The sequence below is a fragment of the Halomonas urmiana genome, from assembly GCF_005780185.1.
GTDB classification, from domain to species: domain Bacteria; phylum Pseudomonadota; class Gammaproteobacteria; order Pseudomonadales; family Halomonadaceae; genus Halomonas; species Halomonas urmiana.
In genome coordinates this window covers 78144-95119 of the sequence record NZ_VBUI01000017.1, presented here as the reverse complement: position 1 = coordinate 95119, position 16976 = coordinate 78144, and the positions used below count along the sequence as shown (strand labels likewise).

Annotated in this window: 18 protein-coding genes; 16 read left to right on the top strand and 2 right to left on the bottom strand. The window is 69.6% G+C overall.

The genetic code is table 11. The annotated features are described in order from the left end of the window. Positions 1-21: 21 nt before the first annotated feature. A complete protein-coding gene (locus tag FEI13_RS12060; RefSeq protein ID WP_138181771.1) occupies positions 22-816 on the bottom strand; it encodes an inositol monophosphatase family protein in 795 nt (264 codons plus the stop codon). 145 nt (positions 817-961) lie between these two features. On the opposite strand from FEI13_RS12060, the gene trmJ reads away from it, so the two are divergent. The 15 genes from trmJ to FEI13_RS11985 all read left to right on the top strand — a co-directional run bounded on the left by trmJ (position 962) and on the right by FEI13_RS11985 (position 15131). Continuing rightward, positions 962-1726: a tRNA (cytosine(32)/uridine(32)-2'-O)-methyltransferase TrmJ gene (gene trmJ / locus FEI13_RS12055; RefSeq protein WP_138181770.1), complete on the top strand. Its 765-nt coding sequence runs from the start codon at positions 962-964 to the stop codon at positions 1724-1726. A gap of 81 nt (positions 1727-1807) precedes the next feature. After that, entirely contained in the window at positions 1808-2716 is a 909-nt protein-coding gene (cysE, locus tag FEI13_RS12050; RefSeq protein WP_138181769.1) for a serine O-acetyltransferase, read from the top strand. Positions 2717-2798: 82 nt separating this feature from the next. After that, positions 2799-3266, top strand: coding sequence for a Fe-S cluster assembly transcriptional regulator IscR (gene iscR / locus FEI13_RS12045; RefSeq protein WP_138181768.1), 468 nt, complete (start codon positions 2799-2801; stop codon positions 3264-3266). A gap of 43 nt (positions 3267-3309) precedes the next feature. Further along, positions 3310-4467 (top strand): aminotransferase class V-fold PLP-dependent enzyme, encoded by a 1158-nt coding sequence (locus FEI13_RS12040; RefSeq protein WP_138181767.1) that lies wholly within the window; start codon positions 3310-3312, stop codon positions 4465-4467. Positions 4468-4492: 25 nt separating this feature from the next. Next, positions 4493-4819: a HesB/IscA family protein gene (locus FEI13_RS12035; RefSeq protein ID WP_138181766.1), complete on the top strand. Its 327-nt coding sequence runs from the start codon at positions 4493-4495 to the stop codon at positions 4817-4819. A 264-nt stretch (positions 4820-5083) separates the two neighbouring features. Beyond that, a complete protein-coding gene (ndk, locus tag FEI13_RS12030; RefSeq protein ID WP_108445441.1) occupies positions 5084-5509 on the top strand; it encodes a nucleoside-diphosphate kinase in 426 nt (141 codons plus the stop codon). Positions 5510-5570: 61 nt separating this feature from the next. Beyond that, positions 5571-6698, top strand: coding sequence for a dual-specificity RNA methyltransferase RlmN (gene rlmN / locus FEI13_RS12025; protein ID WP_138181765.1), 1128 nt, complete (start codon positions 5571-5573; stop codon positions 6696-6698). Between the two features lie 121 nt (positions 6699-6819). Beyond that, the gene (gene pilW / locus FEI13_RS12020) at positions 6820-7566 is read left to right on the top strand and encodes a type IV pilus biogenesis/stability protein PilW (RefSeq protein ID WP_138181764.1); all 747 of its coding nucleotides are present in this window, start codon (positions 6820-6822) and stop codon (positions 7564-7566) included. A gap of 30 nt (positions 7567-7596) precedes the next feature. Next, on the top strand, positions 7597-8619 hold the full coding sequence (locus FEI13_RS12015) for a RodZ domain-containing protein (protein ID WP_138181763.1): 1023 nt from the start codon (positions 7597-7599) through the stop codon (positions 8617-8619). Positions 8620-8629: 10 nt separating this feature from the next. Further along, entirely contained in the window at positions 8630-9745 is a 1116-nt protein-coding gene (ispG, locus tag FEI13_RS12010; RefSeq protein ID WP_138181762.1) for a flavodoxin-dependent (E)-4-hydroxy-3-methylbut-2-enyl-diphosphate synthase, read from the top strand. A 26-nt stretch (positions 9746-9771) separates the two neighbouring features. After that, positions 9772-11085: a histidine--tRNA ligase gene (hisS, locus tag FEI13_RS12005; protein WP_138181761.1), complete on the top strand. Its 1314-nt coding sequence runs from the start codon at positions 9772-9774 to the stop codon at positions 11083-11085. Positions 11086-11113: 28 nt separating this feature from the next. Beyond that, positions 11114-11770, top strand: a complete 657-nt coding sequence (locus FEI13_RS12000) for a YfgM family protein (RefSeq protein WP_138181760.1) — start codon at positions 11114-11116, stop codon at positions 11768-11770. Further along, complete coding sequence (bamB, locus tag FEI13_RS11995; RefSeq protein ID WP_138181759.1) at positions 11767-12915, top strand: outer membrane protein assembly factor BamB; 1149 nt, start codon at positions 11767-11769, stop codon at positions 12913-12915. The genes FEI13_RS12000 and bamB overlap by 4 nt, the downstream gene beginning before the upstream one ends. Next, positions 12912-14315 carry a ribosome biogenesis GTPase Der gene (gene der / locus FEI13_RS11990; protein WP_138181758.1) on the top strand — a complete coding sequence of 468 codons (1404 nt, stop codon included), beginning with the start codon at positions 12912-12914 and terminating at the stop codon, positions 14313-14315. The genes bamB and der overlap by 4 nt, the downstream gene beginning before the upstream one ends. A 195-nt stretch (positions 14316-14510) precedes the next feature. Beyond that, positions 14511-15131 carry a hypothetical protein gene (locus tag FEI13_RS11985; protein ID WP_138181757.1) on the top strand — a complete coding sequence of 207 codons (621 nt, stop codon included), beginning with the start codon at positions 14511-14513 and terminating at the stop codon, positions 15129-15131. Positions 15132-15189: 58 nt separating this feature from the next. On the opposite strand, the gene FEI13_RS11980 is transcribed toward FEI13_RS11985, so the two are convergent. After that, a complete protein-coding gene (locus FEI13_RS11980) occupies positions 15190-16056 on the bottom strand; it encodes an ATP-binding protein (RefSeq protein ID WP_138181756.1) in 867 nt (288 codons plus the stop codon). A 119-nt stretch (positions 16057-16175) separates the two neighbouring features. On the opposite strand from FEI13_RS11980, the gene FEI13_RS11975 reads away from it, so the two are divergent. Further along, positions 16176-16976 (top strand): M48 family metallopeptidase, encoded by an 801-nt coding sequence (locus FEI13_RS11975; RefSeq protein ID WP_138181755.1) that lies wholly within the window; start codon positions 16176-16178, stop codon positions 16974-16976.

Below are 16976 nucleotides of genomic sequence, written 5' to 3'. Positions count from 1 at the left end.
GACGTGGTCAGGCGCCGCGGCTCAGAAGTGCGGCTTGAGCTGCTGCACCAGGGCCTTGTAGAGGCGCGGGCCGGCGGCCATCAGGCGCCCCTCGACCTCGACGCTGGGCTGGCCATCGGGCGTGCCCATCAGCGCGCCGCTCTCCTTGAGCAGCAGCGAGCCGACGTGCAGGTCCTGCTCCTCGAGGCCCAGCACGAAGGCGGCATCCGCACGCCCCGCGGCCAGGTCGGCCAGGTCGAGCAGGCCGCTGCCGGAGGCGCGCTGCTGCTCGATCTGCGGGCCGAGCTGCTGGACCAGGGTCAGGTAGGAGGGCAGATAGCGCGGACGCAGCCAGGTCTCGGGCAGGCCCATGGCGACGCGGGTGCCGCTCACGGCAGTGGGCTTGGTCACGCGGAGGCGCTTGCCGTTGAGCTGGGCACCGCGACCGCGGCTGGCCAGATATTCGTCGTCGCTGAAGGGGCAGATCACCACCGCGTGCTCCGGGCGGCCCTTGACGAGACACACCACCGACATGGCGAAGCCGGGGGCGGCAACGGTGAGATCGGAGTAGCCGTGGAAGGGTTCGATCTTCCAAAGGGTGTCAGCGCCTTCGCCCTCGCCGGGGCGATGGGGCGTGAAGCGCCCCTGGACGCCGTGCTGGGGGTAGCCGCGGGCGAGCTGACGAACGATCAGCGTCTCGGCGTTGCGGGCGGCGTCCTCGAGCAGGCGGTCGAGGCTGGGCTCCTGGTGGGAGTTCTCGATTCGCTCGCGGATGCGCAGGAATTGTTCGCCGGCACTGCGTGCGGCACGCAGGGCGAATTGGACCATCGGATGCATGATCGGGCCTTGGGGAGTCGGTGGTGTTAAAGAACGGAACGGCGCGAATCCTAGCAGAAGCGCATCGGATGCGCCATTCGTGGCGACCGGCCGCCATGCTAGAATCGCCGCTCCCCGTTTCTCCCAGGATCCACAGGCCCCCACCATGCTCGAGCGCATCCGCATCGTCCTGATCGGCACCAGCCACCCCGGCAACATCGGCGGCACCGCCCGCGCCATGCACAACATGGGGCTTTCCGACCTGGCCCTGGTGGCGCCGCGCTGCGAACCGCTCACCGCCGACACCGTCTCGCGGGCCTCGGGGGCCGACCATATCGTCCACGGCGCGCGCACGGTCGAGACCCTCGAGCAGGCGGTGGGCGATTGCACCCTGGTGGTCGGCGCCAGCGCCCGCTCACGCACCCTGCCCTGGCCGATGATCACGCCGCGGACGCTGGGCGAGCGGCTGCCGACGGAGCTCGCCGACCCGGCGGCTCGGGTGGCGCTGGTCTTCGGCCGCGAGGACAGCGGGCTCACCAACGCCGAGCTGCAGCGTTGCCATGCCCACGTGCACATCCCCACCAACCCCGACTTCAGCTCCCTGAACCTGGCCGCCGCGGTGCAGGTGCTGGCCTACGAGTGCCGCCAGGCCTGGCTCGGCCAGCAGGCGAGCGAGCCGGCCGAGGCGGCTCCGCCCCAGCCGCTGGCCAGCCACGAGGAGCTCGAACGCTACTTCGAACACCTCGAGCGCACCCTGATCGGCATCGGCTTCCACGACCCGGCCATGCCGCGCCAGCTGATGGCCCGGCTGCGCCGCTTCACCCTGCGGGCGCGCCCCGAACGCATGGAGCTCAACATCCTGCGCGGCATCCTCACCGCCACCGAGCAGCAGGCCGAGCGCCCGCCGGGCGACGACGCCCGGGGGCAATGAGCCGCGCGCCTTGAAGCCGGCGCGGCGCGCCCCCACTATGAAGGCCATTCCCCGTTCGCCACGCCACCCAAGGACCGCTGCATGCTTCAACGTCTGCGCGAGGACATCAACAGCGTATTCGCCCGCGACCCGGCGGCCCGTAACTTCCTGGAAGTGCTGACCAACTACCCGGGGCTGCACGCCTTGCTGGCGCATCGGTTGAGTCATTGGCTGTGGCGCAAGAACCTCAAGTGGCTGGCGCGCACCCTGTCGCAGCTGGCGCGCCTGCTGACCGGCATCGAGATCCATCCCGGCGCGACGATCGGCCGGCGCTTCTTCATCGACCACGGCATGGGCGTGGTGATCGGCGAGACCGCCGAGGTGGGCGACGACGTCACCCTCTATCAGGGCGTGACCCTGGGCGGCACCAGCTGGAACAAGGGCAAGCGCCACCCCACCCTCGAGGACGGCGTGATCGTCGGCGCGGGCGCCAAGATCCTCGGCCCCTTCAGCGTCGGCACCGGCGCCAAGATCGGCTCCAACGCGGTGGTCACCAAGGAGGTGCCGGCCGGCGCTACCGTAGTCGGCATCCCGGGCAAGGTGGTCCAGCGCAGCGAGCCCGACGACGCCGAGGCGATCGCGGTAGACCCCGAACGCCGCGAGGCGATGCGGCGCAAGTTCGGCTTCGACGCCTACGGGGTGAGCCAGGACATGCCCGACCCGGTGGCCCGCTCGATCCAGGCGATGCTCGATCACATGCACGCCGTGGATGAGCGCATCGAGCGCATGTGCACCACCCTGCGCAAGGTCGACGCCAGCTACCGCGACGGTCGCCTGCCGGAGCTGCGCGACGAGGACTTCGCCGACATCCTCGACGACGTCGACGGCGGCTGCCCGCCGGCCCGGGGGCCGGACGACGACGCCGCGCCCGGGTCACGCACACGGCAGGAGCAAGACCAGCAGGAACAGGACCAGCCGCAGGAGACGCCCCCTCGCCGGCGTAATGGTTGACCATGATACTCGGCCTTTATCATAATGGCCGATCACGTACATTGACTGCCGACCCGCGCGTCGGTGCCGAGGTGAGTTCCTCATGCGCCTGACCACCAAGGGACGCTACGCCGTCACCGCCATGCTCGACCTGGCCATGAACGCCGAGTCCGGCCCCATCAGCCTCGCCGACATCTCCAAGCGCCAGGAGATCTCGCTCTCCTACCTGGAGCAGCTGTTCGCGCGGCTGCGGCGCGACGGGCTGGTCGGCAGCGTGCGCGGGCCGGGCGGCGGCTACCTGCTGGCCATGGCGCCGGAGGAGATCACCGTGGCCCGGGTCATCCAGGCCGTGAACGAATCGGTGGATTCCACCCGCTGCGGCGGCCTCTCGGACTGCCAGCAGGGCGACACCTGCCTGACCCACCACCTGTGGTGCGAGCTGTCCGAGCATATCCATGACTTCCTCGAGAAGGTCACCCTGGGACAGCTGGCCGGACGCGAGGAGATCCTCGAGATCGCCAGCCGCCAGCGCGGCCGCCGTGACGACGGCATCCTGGCCTCGACCCTTTGAGCCGCCGCCCCTGTCACCCAACCCCGGAATCGACTGCGAGCCCATGAGCGCACACGTCTACCTCGATTATGCCGCCACCACCCCGGTCGACCCGCGGGTCGCGGAGGTCATGAGCCACTACCTCACCATGGACGGCATTTTCGCCAACCCCGCCTCGCGCAGCCATATGCTGGGCTGGCAGGCGGAGCAGGCGGTGGAGAGCGCGCGCCGCCAGGTCGCCGACCTGATCGGCGCCGATCCCCGCGAGATCGTCTGGACCAGCGGCGCCACCGAAGCCGACAACCTGGCGTTGACCGGCTTCATGCGCGCCAATCGTGCCCGGGGGCGCCACCTGGTGACCTCCACCATCGAGCACAAGGCAGTGGTCGATACCGCCAAGGCGCTGGAGGACGAGGGCTTCGAGGTGACCTGGCTCGCCCCGGGCCACGACGGTCGCATCACACCCGCGCAGCTCGGCGACGCCATGCGCGAGGACACCGTGCTGGTCTCGCTGATGGCGGTGAACAACGAGCTCGGCGTCATCCACGACCTGGCGGCGCTCTCCGAGGTGGCCCACGCCGGCGGCGCGACCTTCCACGTCGACGCCGCCCAGGCGGTGGGGCGTATCGCGCTCGACGTGGCGCGCCTGGGCATCGACCTGATGTCGCTCTCCGGCCACAAGGCCTACGGCCCCAAGGGCATCGGCGCGCTCTACGTGCGCCGCGACCCGGACCTGCGCATCGAGCCGCTGATCCACGGTGGCGGCCATGAGCGCGGCATGCGCTCGGGTACCCTGCCGACCCACCAGATCGCCGGCATGGGCGAAGCCTTCGCCCTGGCCGCCGCCGAGGGCGAGGCCGACCAGGCCCGCATCACCGCGCAGCGTGACCGCCTGCTGGACGGCCTCGGCGATCTCGATGGCATCCACCGCAACACCGCGGTCGAGGCGTCGGTGCCCAACATCCTCAACCTGGCCTTCGAGGGCGTGGACGGCGAGTCGCTGCTGATGACGCTGCGCGACATCGCGCTCTCGACCGGCTCGGCCTGCAACTCGGCCAGCGTCGAGCCATCCTATGTACTGAAGGGTATCGGTGTGCCGCGCCCGCTGGCGCTGGCCTCGCTGCGCTTCAGCTTCGGCCGCTTCACCACCGAGGCCGACATCGACCGCACTCTAGACGCCCTGCGACACGCCCTCACGGGGCTGCGTCGCCGGGCGGTCTGACCCTATCCCGACCAGGAGAGAGACCATGGCGCATCTTTCGATCAGCACGTCCGCCGCCGAGCAGATCCACCGGGTGCTCGACGAACGCGGCCACGGCCTGGGCCTGCGGGTCTCGGTCAAGCCCAGCGGCTGCTCCGGCTACAGCTACGTGCTCGACTTCGCCGACGAGGCCGCCAACGACGACGTGAGCTTCGAGGAGCACGGCGTGACCGTCTTCGTCGCCCCCGAGGCGCTGGAGATGCTCGACGGCAGCGAGGTCGACTACGTCACCGAGGGGCTCAACCGCTTCTTCCGCTTCAACAACCCCAACGTCAAGGACGAGTGCGGCTGCGGCGAGAGCTTCAGCGTGTGATCGGCGTCGGGATCTGAACGATTGTTCAACGTCGGCTCGGGGCGGTATAATCTTCGCCCCATCGGCGAACCGCGCCGGATCGCCGGCCGCCGGTCACTTTATCCGATTCGCCGCGCCGTCCCACGCTCCCGACAGCGGAGCCGCGGACGGCGCGGCGCTATCCCTCGTCGCAAGACGCCGATGTCGCGTCCCACGACGACCACAGCTTCCATCCTACGCTAGCCCCATCCGTGGCTAGCCCGATTCCAACCGGAGACATGCCCCATGGCTAACCAGCGCACCCTGTCCATCATCAAGCCCGACGCCGTTGCCAAGAACGTGATCGGCGAGATCGAGAGCCGTTTCGAGAAGGGCGGCCTGAAGATCGTGGCCGCCAAGATGATGCAGCTCTCCGAGGAGAAGGCCGGCGGTTTCTACGCCGAGCACAAGGAGCGCCCCTTCTTCAAGGATCTGGTCGGCTTCATGACCTCCGGCCCGGTGATCGTGCAGGTACTCGAGGGTGAGGACGCCATCGCCAAGAACCGTGACCTGATGGGCGCCACCAACCCGAAGGAAGCGGCCGCCGGCACCATCCGCGCCGACTTCGCCGAGACCATCGACGCCAATGCCGTGCACGGCTCCGATTCCCCGGAATCCGCCGAGCGCGAGATCGCCTACTTCTTCGAGGCCGACGAGATCTGCGCACGCTGATCCCGCCTCTCCCGCGGGGGTGTGCTCACCCCCGCCCTGCCCCACCGAAGCGCTGACCACCATGACCGCCACCACTGCTCCCCGACTCACCAACCTGCTCGGCATGACGCGCGAGGAGATGGAAGCCTTCTTCCTCTCCATCGGCGAGAAGAAGTTTCGTGCCGCCCAGATGTTGAAGTGGATCCACATCGAGGGCTGCGACGACTTCGCGGCCATGACCAACCTCTCCAAGGCGCTGCGGACTCGCCTGGCCGAGGTCGCCGAGATTCGCGGCCCGGGCGTGGTCTACGAGGGCTCGTCGAGCGACGGCACCCGCAAATGGGTGCTCGAAGTGGAAGACGGCAGCTACGTGGAGACGGTGCTGATCCCCGCCGACAACGGCAAGCGCCGCACCCTGTGCGTCTCTTCCCAGGTCGGCTGCTCGCTGGACTGCAGCTTCTGTTCCACCGGCAAGCAGGGCTTCCAGCGCAACCTCACCGCCGCCGAGATCATCGGCCAGGTGTGGGTGGCTCAGCGCAGCGTGGGGCCGCGCCGCGACACCGCCAACCGCCCCGTCACCAACGTGGTGATGATGGGCATGGGCGAGCCGCTGATGAATTACGACAACGTCGTGCCGGCGATGAAGCTGATGCTCGACGACGACGGTTACGGCCTCTCCAAGCGCCGCGTCACGCTCTCCACCTCCGGAGTGGTGCCGATGCTCGACAAGCTCGGCGACGAGCTCGACGTGAGCCTCGCCGTTTCGCTGCACGCCGCCAACGACGAGCTGCGCAACGAGCTGGTGCCGCTCAACCGCAAGTACAACATCCGCAGCTTGCTCAATGCCTGCCAGCGCTATCTGGCCAAGTGCCACGACACGCGCCAGGTGACCATCGAGTACACGGTGATCAAGGACGTCAACGATCAGCAGGTGCATGCCGAGCAGCTCGCCGCCCTGCTCGAGGAGCTGCCGTGCAAGATCAACCTGATCCCGTTCAATCCCTTCCCGCACTCGGGCTACGAGAAGCCGTCACGCAACCAGGTGATGCGCTTCCAGCAGTGGCTCTATGAGCTGGGCTACACGGCCCTGATCCGCTCCACCCGCGGCGACGACATCGATGCCGCCTGCGGCCAGCTGGTGGGCCGCGTCAAGGATCGCACCAAGCGCCACGCACGCTACATCCAGTCGATCCAGATCGACGCCGACTGAGCGGGGGCGCCTTGACTTCACCCGGTCTCGGCGCTTTGATGGACGGGCTTTTTTTCACCATCGGCCGCGTGTCGAACGCCTCCCGCGGCCGTCGGTTGCGTGTCTATCTAGAGAGGATGCCATGACCCCTTGCCCGTGCATGATCGGCCTTCGGCAGTTACCCGCCGCCCTCATGCTGCTGGGCACGCTGTGGCTGTCCGGCTGCGCCACCCAGACCAACCTGCCCGCGGACGACGGCGGCGACGCCGCCGAGGCCTACACCCGTCTCGGCGCGGCCTACCTGGAGCGCGACAACCTGCCCCGCGCCATGAACGCCCTGGACCGCGCCCTTCAGATCGACCCCGGCGATGCCGAGGCGCTGCAGGCCATGGCCATGGTCCACCAACGCCAGGGCGAGGGCGCACTGGCCGGCGAGATGTTCCGCCGCGCCATCGAGGCCGACCCGACATTGACCCGTACGCGCAACAACTACGCCGCCTTCCTGTATGATCGGGGCCGCATTGCCGAGGCCTGCGAGCAGCTCGAGCGCGCCTCAGAGGACACCCAGTACGCGAATCGCGGCCAGCTGTTCGCCAACCTCGGCCAGTGCCGCCTCGAGATGGGCGACGTCACCGCCGCTCGCCAGAGCCTCGCCCGCGCCCAGGCCATCGATCCGCGCGCCGCGCGCAGCTACCTGCTGCTGGCCGAACTCGAAGCCGCTGAAGGCAACCTCGAGCGCGCCGAACAGCAGCTGGAGCGCTACATGCGCCTGGCCGGCCCCCGGGTCGAGGCCCTGCGCCTGGCCCGCGACGTGGCCCGCCGCCGCGGCGACGCGGCGACCGCCGACTTCTACGCCGATCAGCTGGAGGGCACCCGTGCCGGGCCCTGACCACCGTTTCCTGACGAAGGATGCTCAGACATGAGCGACATTCATAACGACGATGCCGCCGAGACCGCGCCCCGCCTGGCCTCGCCCGGCGAACTGCTGCGTCGCGAGCGCGAGGCCCAGGGCCTCGATCGCGAGGAGGTGGCCGATGCCCTCAACCTGCGCCCGGCGGTGATCCAGGGGCTGGAGAACGACCACTACGAGGAAGTGCCCGTCCCTGCTTATCGCCGCGGCTACCTGCGCAGCTACGCCCAGCTGCTGGGCATCGACGACCTCGCGGTGCTCGACGCCTACAAGACGCACTTCGGCAGCGCGGACGTCGAGCAGCGGGTCACCCCCGTGCAGATCAACCGGCCGCCCTCGCGGCTCGGCGCCTGGCTGTTCCGCCTGGTCACCCTGCTGGTGATCGCCGGCATGATCGGCCTGACGCTGATGTGGTGGCAGAGCCGCGGCGGCAGCCAGCCGCCCACCCCCGGCGACAGCGGGCCGGTGGCGGTGGACAGCCTCGACGGCAGCACCACCATCACCGAGGATCCCGCCGCCGACGAGTTGCCGCCGCTGCCCGAGCAGGATAGCGACCTCGGGCTGGTCGATGAGAGCGCCTCCGACGCCGCGCCGGCGCAAGCGTCTACCCCGGCCGACGACGCGGCTCAGGCGCCCGCCGAGGGCACCGACGAGTCGACCGCCGGCGGCGAAGCGAGCTCCGTGCAGAGCGCGTCCGAGGGCACGACGCAGGCCACCGAACCGGGCGATGCTCCGGCAAGCGATGTCGCTGCCGCCAGCGATGCCGACGAGGCGACCGAGGCCGTCGACACCAGCGTGCTGGAGCTGACCTTCAACGAGCAGTCCTGGACCGAGATCTTCGATGCCGACAACCAACGTATCTTCGTCGGCCTCCAGCAGCCCGGCACCTCGGCCCGGGTCGAGGGCACGCCGCCGTTTCGCCTGACCGTGGGCAACGCCACCGGCGTCGAACTGAGCTGGGGCGGCGAGCCCGTCGACCTTACGGCCCGGGCCGGCGCCAACAACGTCGCCCGCTTCACTCTGGGAGAATGATTCCGTCATCATGCACGCACAATCCCCCATCGTTCGTCGCAAGTCGCGCCAGATCCACGTCGGCAAGGTGCCGGTCGGGGGCGACGCTCCCATCTCCGTCCAGAGCATGACCAACACCGATACCCTGGACGTGGCCGCCACCGTGGCCCAGATCCGCCAGCTGGAGGCCGCCGGCGCCGACATCGTGCGCGTCAGCGTGCCCGACATGGACGCCGCCGAGGCGTTCGGGCGCATCAAGCGCGAGGTCGAGGTACCCCTGGTCGCCGACATCCACTTCGACTACAAGATCGCCCTGCGCGTCGCCGAGCTCGGCGTCGACTGCCTGCGCATCAACCCCGGCAACATCGGTCGCGAGGAGCGCGTGCGCGCCGTGGTCAGCGCCGCCCGGGACAACGGCATCCCGATCCGCATCGGCGTCAACGCCGGCTCCCTGGAGAAGGACCTGCAGAAGAAGTACGGCGAGCCGACCCCCGCGGCACTGGTCGAGTCGGCGATGCGCCACATCGACCACCTCGACCACCTGGATTTCCAGGAGTACAAGGTCAGCGTCAAGGCCTCCGACGTCTTCATGGCCGTGGCCGCCTACCGCCAGCTCGCCACCCGCATCGAACAGCCGCTGCACCTGGGCATCACCGAGGCGGGCGGGCTGCGCTCGGGCACCGTCAAGTCATCGATTGGCCTGGGCATGCTGCTGATGGACGGCATCGGCGACACCATCCGCGTGTCGCTGGCCGCCGATCCGGTCGAGGAGATCAAGGTCGGCTTCGACATGCTCAAGAGCCTCAAGCTGCGGGCCAAGGGCATCAACTTCATCGCCTGCCCCAGCTGCTCGCGCCAGAATTTCGACGTCATCGGCACCATGAACGCCCTCGAGGAGCGCCTCGAGGACGTCATGACGCCGCTGAACGTCTCGGTCATCGGCTGCGTGGTCAACGGCCCGGGAGAGGCCAAGGAAACCGACGTCGGCCTGACCGGTGGCTCCCCGGCCAACCTCGTCTACCTCGACGGCAAGCCGGCCAGCAAGCTGCGCAATGACCATCTGGTCGACGATCTGGAGCGGCTGATCCGCGACAAGGTCCGCGAGAAGCAGCAGGCCGAGCAGGACGTGATCGCCCGGGACGCCTGAGCCGGCGCCCCCACAAGGAGCAAGCAGTGAGCAAGACCGACACGAATCAGAAGAAGATCCAGGCCATTCGTGGCATGAACGACCTGCTGCCCGAGCAGTCCCCGCTCTGGCAGTATTTCGAGGGCCAGGTGCGCGCGCTGATGGGCCGCTACGGCTATGACGAGATCCGCACCCCGGTCGTCGAGCAGACCGCGCTGTTCAAGCGCTCCATCGGCGAGGTCACCGACATCGTCGAGAAGGAGATGTACACCTTCGACGACCGCAACGGCGACAGCCTGACGCTGCGCCCCGAGGGCACGGCGAGCTGCGTGCGGGCCGCCATGGAGCACGGCCTGCTGCACAACCAGACCCAGCGGCTGTGGTACCAGGGGCCGATGTTCCGCCACGAGCGCCCCCAGAAGGGCCGCTATCGCCAGTTCCATCAGATCGGCGTGGAGACCTTCGGCCTCGAGGGACCGGACATCGACGCCGAGGTGATCCTGCTCTCGGCGCGGCTGTGGCAGCAGCTCGGCCTCGACAAGCACGTCACCCTGGAGCTCAACTCGCTGGGCTCCATGGATGCCCGCGCCGCCTATCGCGACCTGCTGGTGGCCTACTTCGAGCGGCATGCGGAAGTACTGGACGAGGATTCGAAGCGTCGCTTGGGAAGCAATCCGATGCGCATCCTCGACTCCAAGAACCCGGCGATGGCCGAAGTCATCGAGGGCGCGCCCAAGCTGATGGATCACCTCGACGAGGCATCCCGCGAGCACTTCGAGCGGCTCTGCGCGATGCTCGACGCCGCCGGCATCGCCTACGTGATCAACCCGCGGCTGGTGCGCGGCCTGGACTACTACGGCCGCACCGTCTTCGAGTGGACCACCACCGCGCTCGGCAGCCAGGGCACCGTCTGTGCCGGCGGCCGCTACGACGGCCTGGTCGAGCAGCTCGGCGGCAAGCCGACCCCGGCGGTGGGCTTCGCGCTGGGCATCGAGCGGCTGATCCTGCTGCTCGAGACCCTCGAGCTCGTGCCCGCCGAGGCCCGCGGCGCGCTGGACGTCTACCTGCTGCCCATGGACGAGGCCGCCACCGGTCCGGCCCTGCTGCTCGGCGAGCGCCTGCGCGAGGCGCTGCCCGAGCTGCGCGCCCAGCTGCACTGCGGCGGCGGCAGCTTCAAGAGCCGCATGAAGAAGGCCGACAAGAGCGGGGCCCGCCTGGCTCTACTGCTCGGCGAAGACGAGCTGGCCGAGGGCAGCGTGACCCTGAAGTTCCTGCGCGAGGAGCGCGAACAACAGCGCCTGCCCCGGGCCGCGCTCGTCGACACCCTGACATCCCTGCTGAACGGCGAGTCACTCGCCTGACGGACACCCGCATCAAAGGAGACCGCCCGTGGCGGAGCTGAGAACCGAGGAAGAACAGCTTGAGGCCATCAAGCGCTGGTGGAAGGAGAACGGCACCTCGCTGATCGCCGGCGCCGCCATCGCGGCGGCCGGCGTGTTCGGCTGGAACGCCTGGCAGGATTACCAGGCCGGCCAGAGCGAGGCCGCCTCGCTGCGCTACCAGCAGCTGGTCGACCTCACCGGCCGCGACGAGCTGGGCGACGACGCCCGCCGTCGCGCCGAGGAGCTGGTGACCGAGATCACCGACGAGCACGGCACGACCCTCTACGCCGACCTCGCCCGGCTGCTCGACGCCCGCCTGGCCGTCGAGGCGGACGACCGGGCGCGCGCCCGCGCCGCCCTGGAGGCGGTGATCGAGGAGAGCGAACGCGGCTATCTCGAGGGCCTGGCCCGCCTGCGCCTGGCCCGCCTGCAGCTCGTCGAGGGCGAGGCCGAGACCGCCCTGACCACCCTGGAGGGCGTGCCCGAGGCCCTCGCGGCGCAGCGTGCCGAGGTGGTCGGCGATGCCCAGCATGCCCTGGGGCGCGTCGATCAGGCGCGCCAGGCCTGGCAGGAGGCCCTCTCCCTCGCCGAGCAGCACAATCAACCGCTCTACGGCGTCCAGCTCAAGCTGGATGACCTCGGCACCGAGGAGGTCATCCTATGAGAGCCACCCTGCTGATCGCCGCCGGCGCGGCCCTGGCCGTGCTGGCCGGCTGTGCCGGGACACCCGAGCCCGAGTACGCCCCGCGCGAGCTCACCGACATCACGGTCACCACCGAGATGGACACCCTGTGGAGCGAGCGCGTCGGCAAGGGGCTCAGCGACGCCGGCTACCCGGTGGCGCCCGCCCAGGAGGGTGACACGCTGTTCGCCGCCGACGGCCGCGGCCTGATCGAGGCCCTGGACGCCGACACCGGCGAGACCCGCTGGGAGGTCGAGCTCGACACCCCGGTCTCCAGCGGCCTGACCGCCATGGCCGACAGCCTCTTCCTGGCCACCCGCAACGGCGAGGTGCTCGCCCTCGACCAGGCCGACGGCCGTGTCCAGTGGCGCGCCCGGGTCACCAGCGAGGTGCTCGCCGCCCCCCAGGCCAGCCGCGAGCTGCTCGTGGTGCAGGCCGTCGACGGGCGCGTCACGGCCCTGGATCGCGACAGCGGCGACGAGCGCTGGGTCTACAGCGGCCCGCGCCCCTCGCTGAGCCTGCGCGGCACCGGCACGCCCACGGTGATCGATCAGGTGACCTTCGCCGGCTTCGCCAACGGCCGCCTGGTGACCCTGGACAATCGCAGCGGCCAACCGCTGTGGGATCGCCGCATCGCCGTCCCCCAGGGGCAAAGCGAGATCGACCGCCTGGTCGACCTGGCCGGCCAGCCGGTCCTGACCCAGGATGGCCGCCTGTTCGTCACCAGCTACAACGGCCGCCTGGCCGCGCTGGACGCCCGTTCCGGCGAGGTGCTGTGGTCCCGGGAGCTCTCCAGCTACCTGACCCCGATCCTGGTGGGCGACTTCCTGTTCGTGATCGACGAGGCCAGCCACGTCATCGCCGTGGATGCCGGTAACGGCAACGAGCTCTGGCGCAACGAGGCCCTCGAGGGTCGCTCGCTCACCGCCCCGGCCTTCGCCACCGACCACCTGGTGGTCGGCGACGCCGAGGGCTACCTGCACCTGCTTGACGCTCGTGAGGGCAAGATCGTCGGTCGCACCCGCATCGACGGCTCGGGCCTCAGCGTGCGCCCGCTCACCGATCGTCGCCGCGTATACGCGCTGGCCGACGACGGCACCCTGGACGCCCTGGAGCTTCGCCCATGACCCCGGTGATCGCCCTGGTCGGCCGTCCCAACGTCGGCAAGTCGACCCTCTTCAACCGCCTGACCCGCTCGCGGGACGCCCTGGTGGCCGACTTCCCGGGCCTGACCCGTGACCGCAAGTACGGCAACGGCATGCTCGGCGACAAGGCCTACACGGTGATCGACACCGGCGGCATCAGCGGCGACGAGGAGGGCATCGACGCGGCCATGGCCGAGCAGTCGCTGGCCGCCATCGACGAGGCGGACATCGTGCTGTTCCTGGTCGACGCCCGCGCCGGTCTGAACGTCGCCGACGAGGCCATCGCCAACCACCTGCGGGTCAACCAGAAGAAGACCTGGCTGGTGGTCAACAAGGTCGACGGCCTGGAAGAGCACAGCGCCATGGCCGACTTCTGGCAGCTGGGGCTGGGCGATCCCCACGCCATCGCCGCCGCCCACGGCCGCAACGTCACCACGCTGATCGAGGAGGTGCTCACGCCCTTCCCGGCCCGCGACGAGAGCATCCCCGCCGACACCGGCACCAAGGGCATCCGCATCGGCGTCATCGGCCGCCCCAACGTGGGCAAGTCGACCCTGGTCAACCGCCTGCTCGGCGAGGAGCGGGTGGTGGTCTTCGACGAGGCCGGCACCACCCGCGATGCCATCGAGATCCCCTTCGAGCGCCGCGGCAAGCCCTACGTGCTGGTGGATACCGCCGGGGTGCGTCGCCGCAGGAGCGTGCGAGAGACCTATGAGAAGTTCTCGATCATCAAGACCCTGGAGGCGATCAAGGAGTGCCATGTCGCCGTCATGGTGCTGGATGCTCGCTCCGGCCTGGTCGAGCAGGACCTGCACCTGCTCGACTACGTGCTGACCAGCGGCCGCGCCCTGGTGCTCGCAGTCAACAAGTGGGACGGCCTGGAGAGCGAAGCGAAGGAGAAGATGCGCGCCGAGATCAAGCGCCGCCTGGGCTTCGCCGACTACGCCGACCTGCACTTCATCTCGGCTCTTCACGGCACCGCCGTCGGCGACCTATACCCCTCCATCGAGCGCGCCTTCGCCTCGGCCAACTGCCACTGGTCGACCAACCGCCTGACCTCGATCCTGCAGGACGCGGTGGAGCAGCACCAGCCGCCCATGGTCCACGGCCGGCGCATCAAGCTGCGCATGGCCCACCAGGGCGGCAGCAATCCGCCGATCATCGTGGTTCACGGCAACCAGACGAGCTCGCTGCCCGAGGCCTACAAGCGCTACCTGACCAACACCTTCCGCAAGGTGCTCAAGGTGCGCGGCACGCCGATGCGCTTCGAATTCCGCTCCGGGGACAACCCCTACGACAACATGGCGGGGGCCAGCGACCGAGAGAAGGCCAAGAAGCGTGAACTGGGCCGCACCAAGGAGGCGCGCAAGAGCCGCCGCTGAGCCCTGGCGCCGTTCTCCGATCCTGCCACCGCCCGGCCCGTCATCACTGACGGGCCGGGCGGTGTCGTTTACGGCCGACAGGTCCGCTTCCGAGACGCGCAGAGAGGAGTGCCGATGCCTTGACGCGGCGAACCGCTGGCCCTGAAATACGCATCCGCGCTGCACTGCAGCACCGATCTCCCGGAGGATCCCTCGATGCGTTTTCGCCACTTCGTGCGCCGCTGGCGCCTACTCGCCCCGCTCTGCCTGGCCGCCCTGCTCGGCGGCTGCCTGGCGCTCCCCCAGACCGGCCTGTTCGCCTTCCGCCTGGCGGTGACCTCGCTAGGGGTGGAGGAGGTACGCATCGGCCCCTTTGCCGTGGATGCGCGCCTCGACACCAGCGACCTGACCTCGCTGATCGCCTCCGGCCTCGGCGCCGGCAGCCTGCCGGTGCAGGCGACCCTGGCCATGGGCCTGGGATTGCCCACCGGGATGCCCCCGGTGGAGATGGCCGGCTTCCGCTGGAGCCTGGATATGCCCGGGGTGGAGCCGGTGAGCGGCGACTACGAGGAGTCGGTCACCCTCACCTCGGGCGATGATGCCAAGCTGCGCCTGCCGGTGGCCTTCGACCTGCTGGGCGGCGACCGGGAGCAGCTGGCACCCATGGTGGAGCTGGCTCGCCAGCTGGCCCGTCAGGGCGAGCTGCCCGCCGGCAGCGAGCTGGCCATTACCCCGGGGGACCTGAGCGGACTCGGCATGACCCTGCCCGCCGGGCTGCTCACCCCCACTGTGCGCCTGGGCGTAGGCGAGGACGGCAGCCTGATTCCCCAGGGATAGGGCTGGCACCGGGCCAACTTGGTGCTGCACCGTCGACACTTACCGCTACCACCGATCGCTACTCGCCGTGCAGGCGCCGCCGGCCCACCCACTGGGTGGCGAACTGCCAGGCGCCCCGGCCGCTGCGCCCGCCGCGCAGGGTGGCGAAGCGGATCGCCTCGGCGCGGGCATCGGCGTTCCAGTCCTCGCGACTGCCCAGCTGGGTGACCCAGTGACAGCAGGCCTCCAGGTAGACGTCTTGATTGAAGGGGTGAAAGCCCAGCCACAACCCGAAGCGGTCGGAGAGCGAGATCTTCTCCTCGACGGCGTCGCCGTGATGCAGCTCGTCGCCCACCAGGCGCGAGGCGTCATTGTCGCCCATCGACTCCGGCAGCAGGTGGCGACGGTTGGAAGTGGCATAGAGCAGCACGTTGGGCGGCGGGCCGGTCAGGGCGCCGTCGAGCAAGCTCTTCAGCGCCTTGTAGGCATCGTCGTGGCCCTCGAAGGAGAGGTCGTCGCAGTAAACCACGAAACGCTGGGGCTGGTGGCGCAGCTGCTCCACCAGCGTCGGCAGTGCCGCGAGATCGTGACGATCGACCTGCACCAGGCGCAGACCCTCAGGCGCCAAGCCGTTGATCAGGGCGCGGATCAGCGACGACTTGCCGCTGCCCCGCGAGCCCCACAGCAGGGCGTGGTTGGCCGGCAACCCCTGCAGGAAGGCACGGGTGTTGTCGACCAGCGCGAGCTTCTGGCGCTCGATGCCCAACAGGTCGTCGAGCCCCAGGGCGTCCCGCGGCGGCACCGGCAGCAGCCGGCCGCCAAGGGCATGGCGCTGCCAGAGCGCGGCGACGTCACGCGCCCAGTCGACCTCCTGGGGCGGCGGTGGCAGCCAGGGCTCGAGGTGATCGAGCAGCTTGAGCAAACGACGCGACAGCTCGGCGTCCATAGGGCTTCCTCCGGGTGTGCATGTTTCGCGGTTGACCTCACCGGCGTTCGGGGTATCTTGTGGCGAACCTCGACGCCCCGTCCAGAGTCTCAGTGATCTGGAACCGATAGGAGCTCTCCATGCGCTGGACCCATTTGCTTGCCGTTGGCGCCCTGAGCGTCAGCCTCGCCGCCTGTACCACCTCGCCCACCGGACGCTCGCAGCTGACCCTGATGTCCGACGAGCAGCTCGACCAGATGGGGGCCCAGGCCTTCGCCCAGTACCAGCAGGAGCTACCGACGGTGGGCGGCACCCCGCTGCGCTATGTGCAGTGCGTGACCGAGGCGGTGGTCCGTGCCCTGCCCGAGCGGGAGCGCAACCAGAACTGGCAGGTCAAGGTCTTCGCGTCCGAGCAGGCCAACGCCTTCGCGCTGCCCGGCGGCTACGTGGGCATCAACACTGGCCTGCTCCAGGTCGCCCGCAACCAGGACCAGCTCGCCGCGGTGATCGGCCACGAGATCGCCCATGTGCTGGCCCGCCATGCCAACGAGCGAGCCTCCACCGAGACCGCCACTCAGCTCGGCCTGTCGGCGATCTCGTCGGCTGCCGGCATGCAGGGCGCCGGGGGCGAAACCATGATGGCGGCGCTGGGCATGGGCGCCCAGTACGGCATCCTGCTGCCCTTCTCGCGGCGTCACGAGAGCGAGGCCGACACCCTGGGCCTGACCCTGATGGCCGACGCCGGCTTCGACCCGCGGGAAAGCGTCGCGCTGTGGAACAACATGAGCGCGGCCGGCGGCGCCAGTCCACCGGCCTGGCTCTCCACCCACCCCAGCCACGGCCAGCGCATCGGCGGCCTGGAAGCGGGCCTGGGCGAGGCCATGGCGCGCTATGAGCAGGCCCGCCAGGCCGGCCGCACCCCCAACTGCCCACGCCCCTGA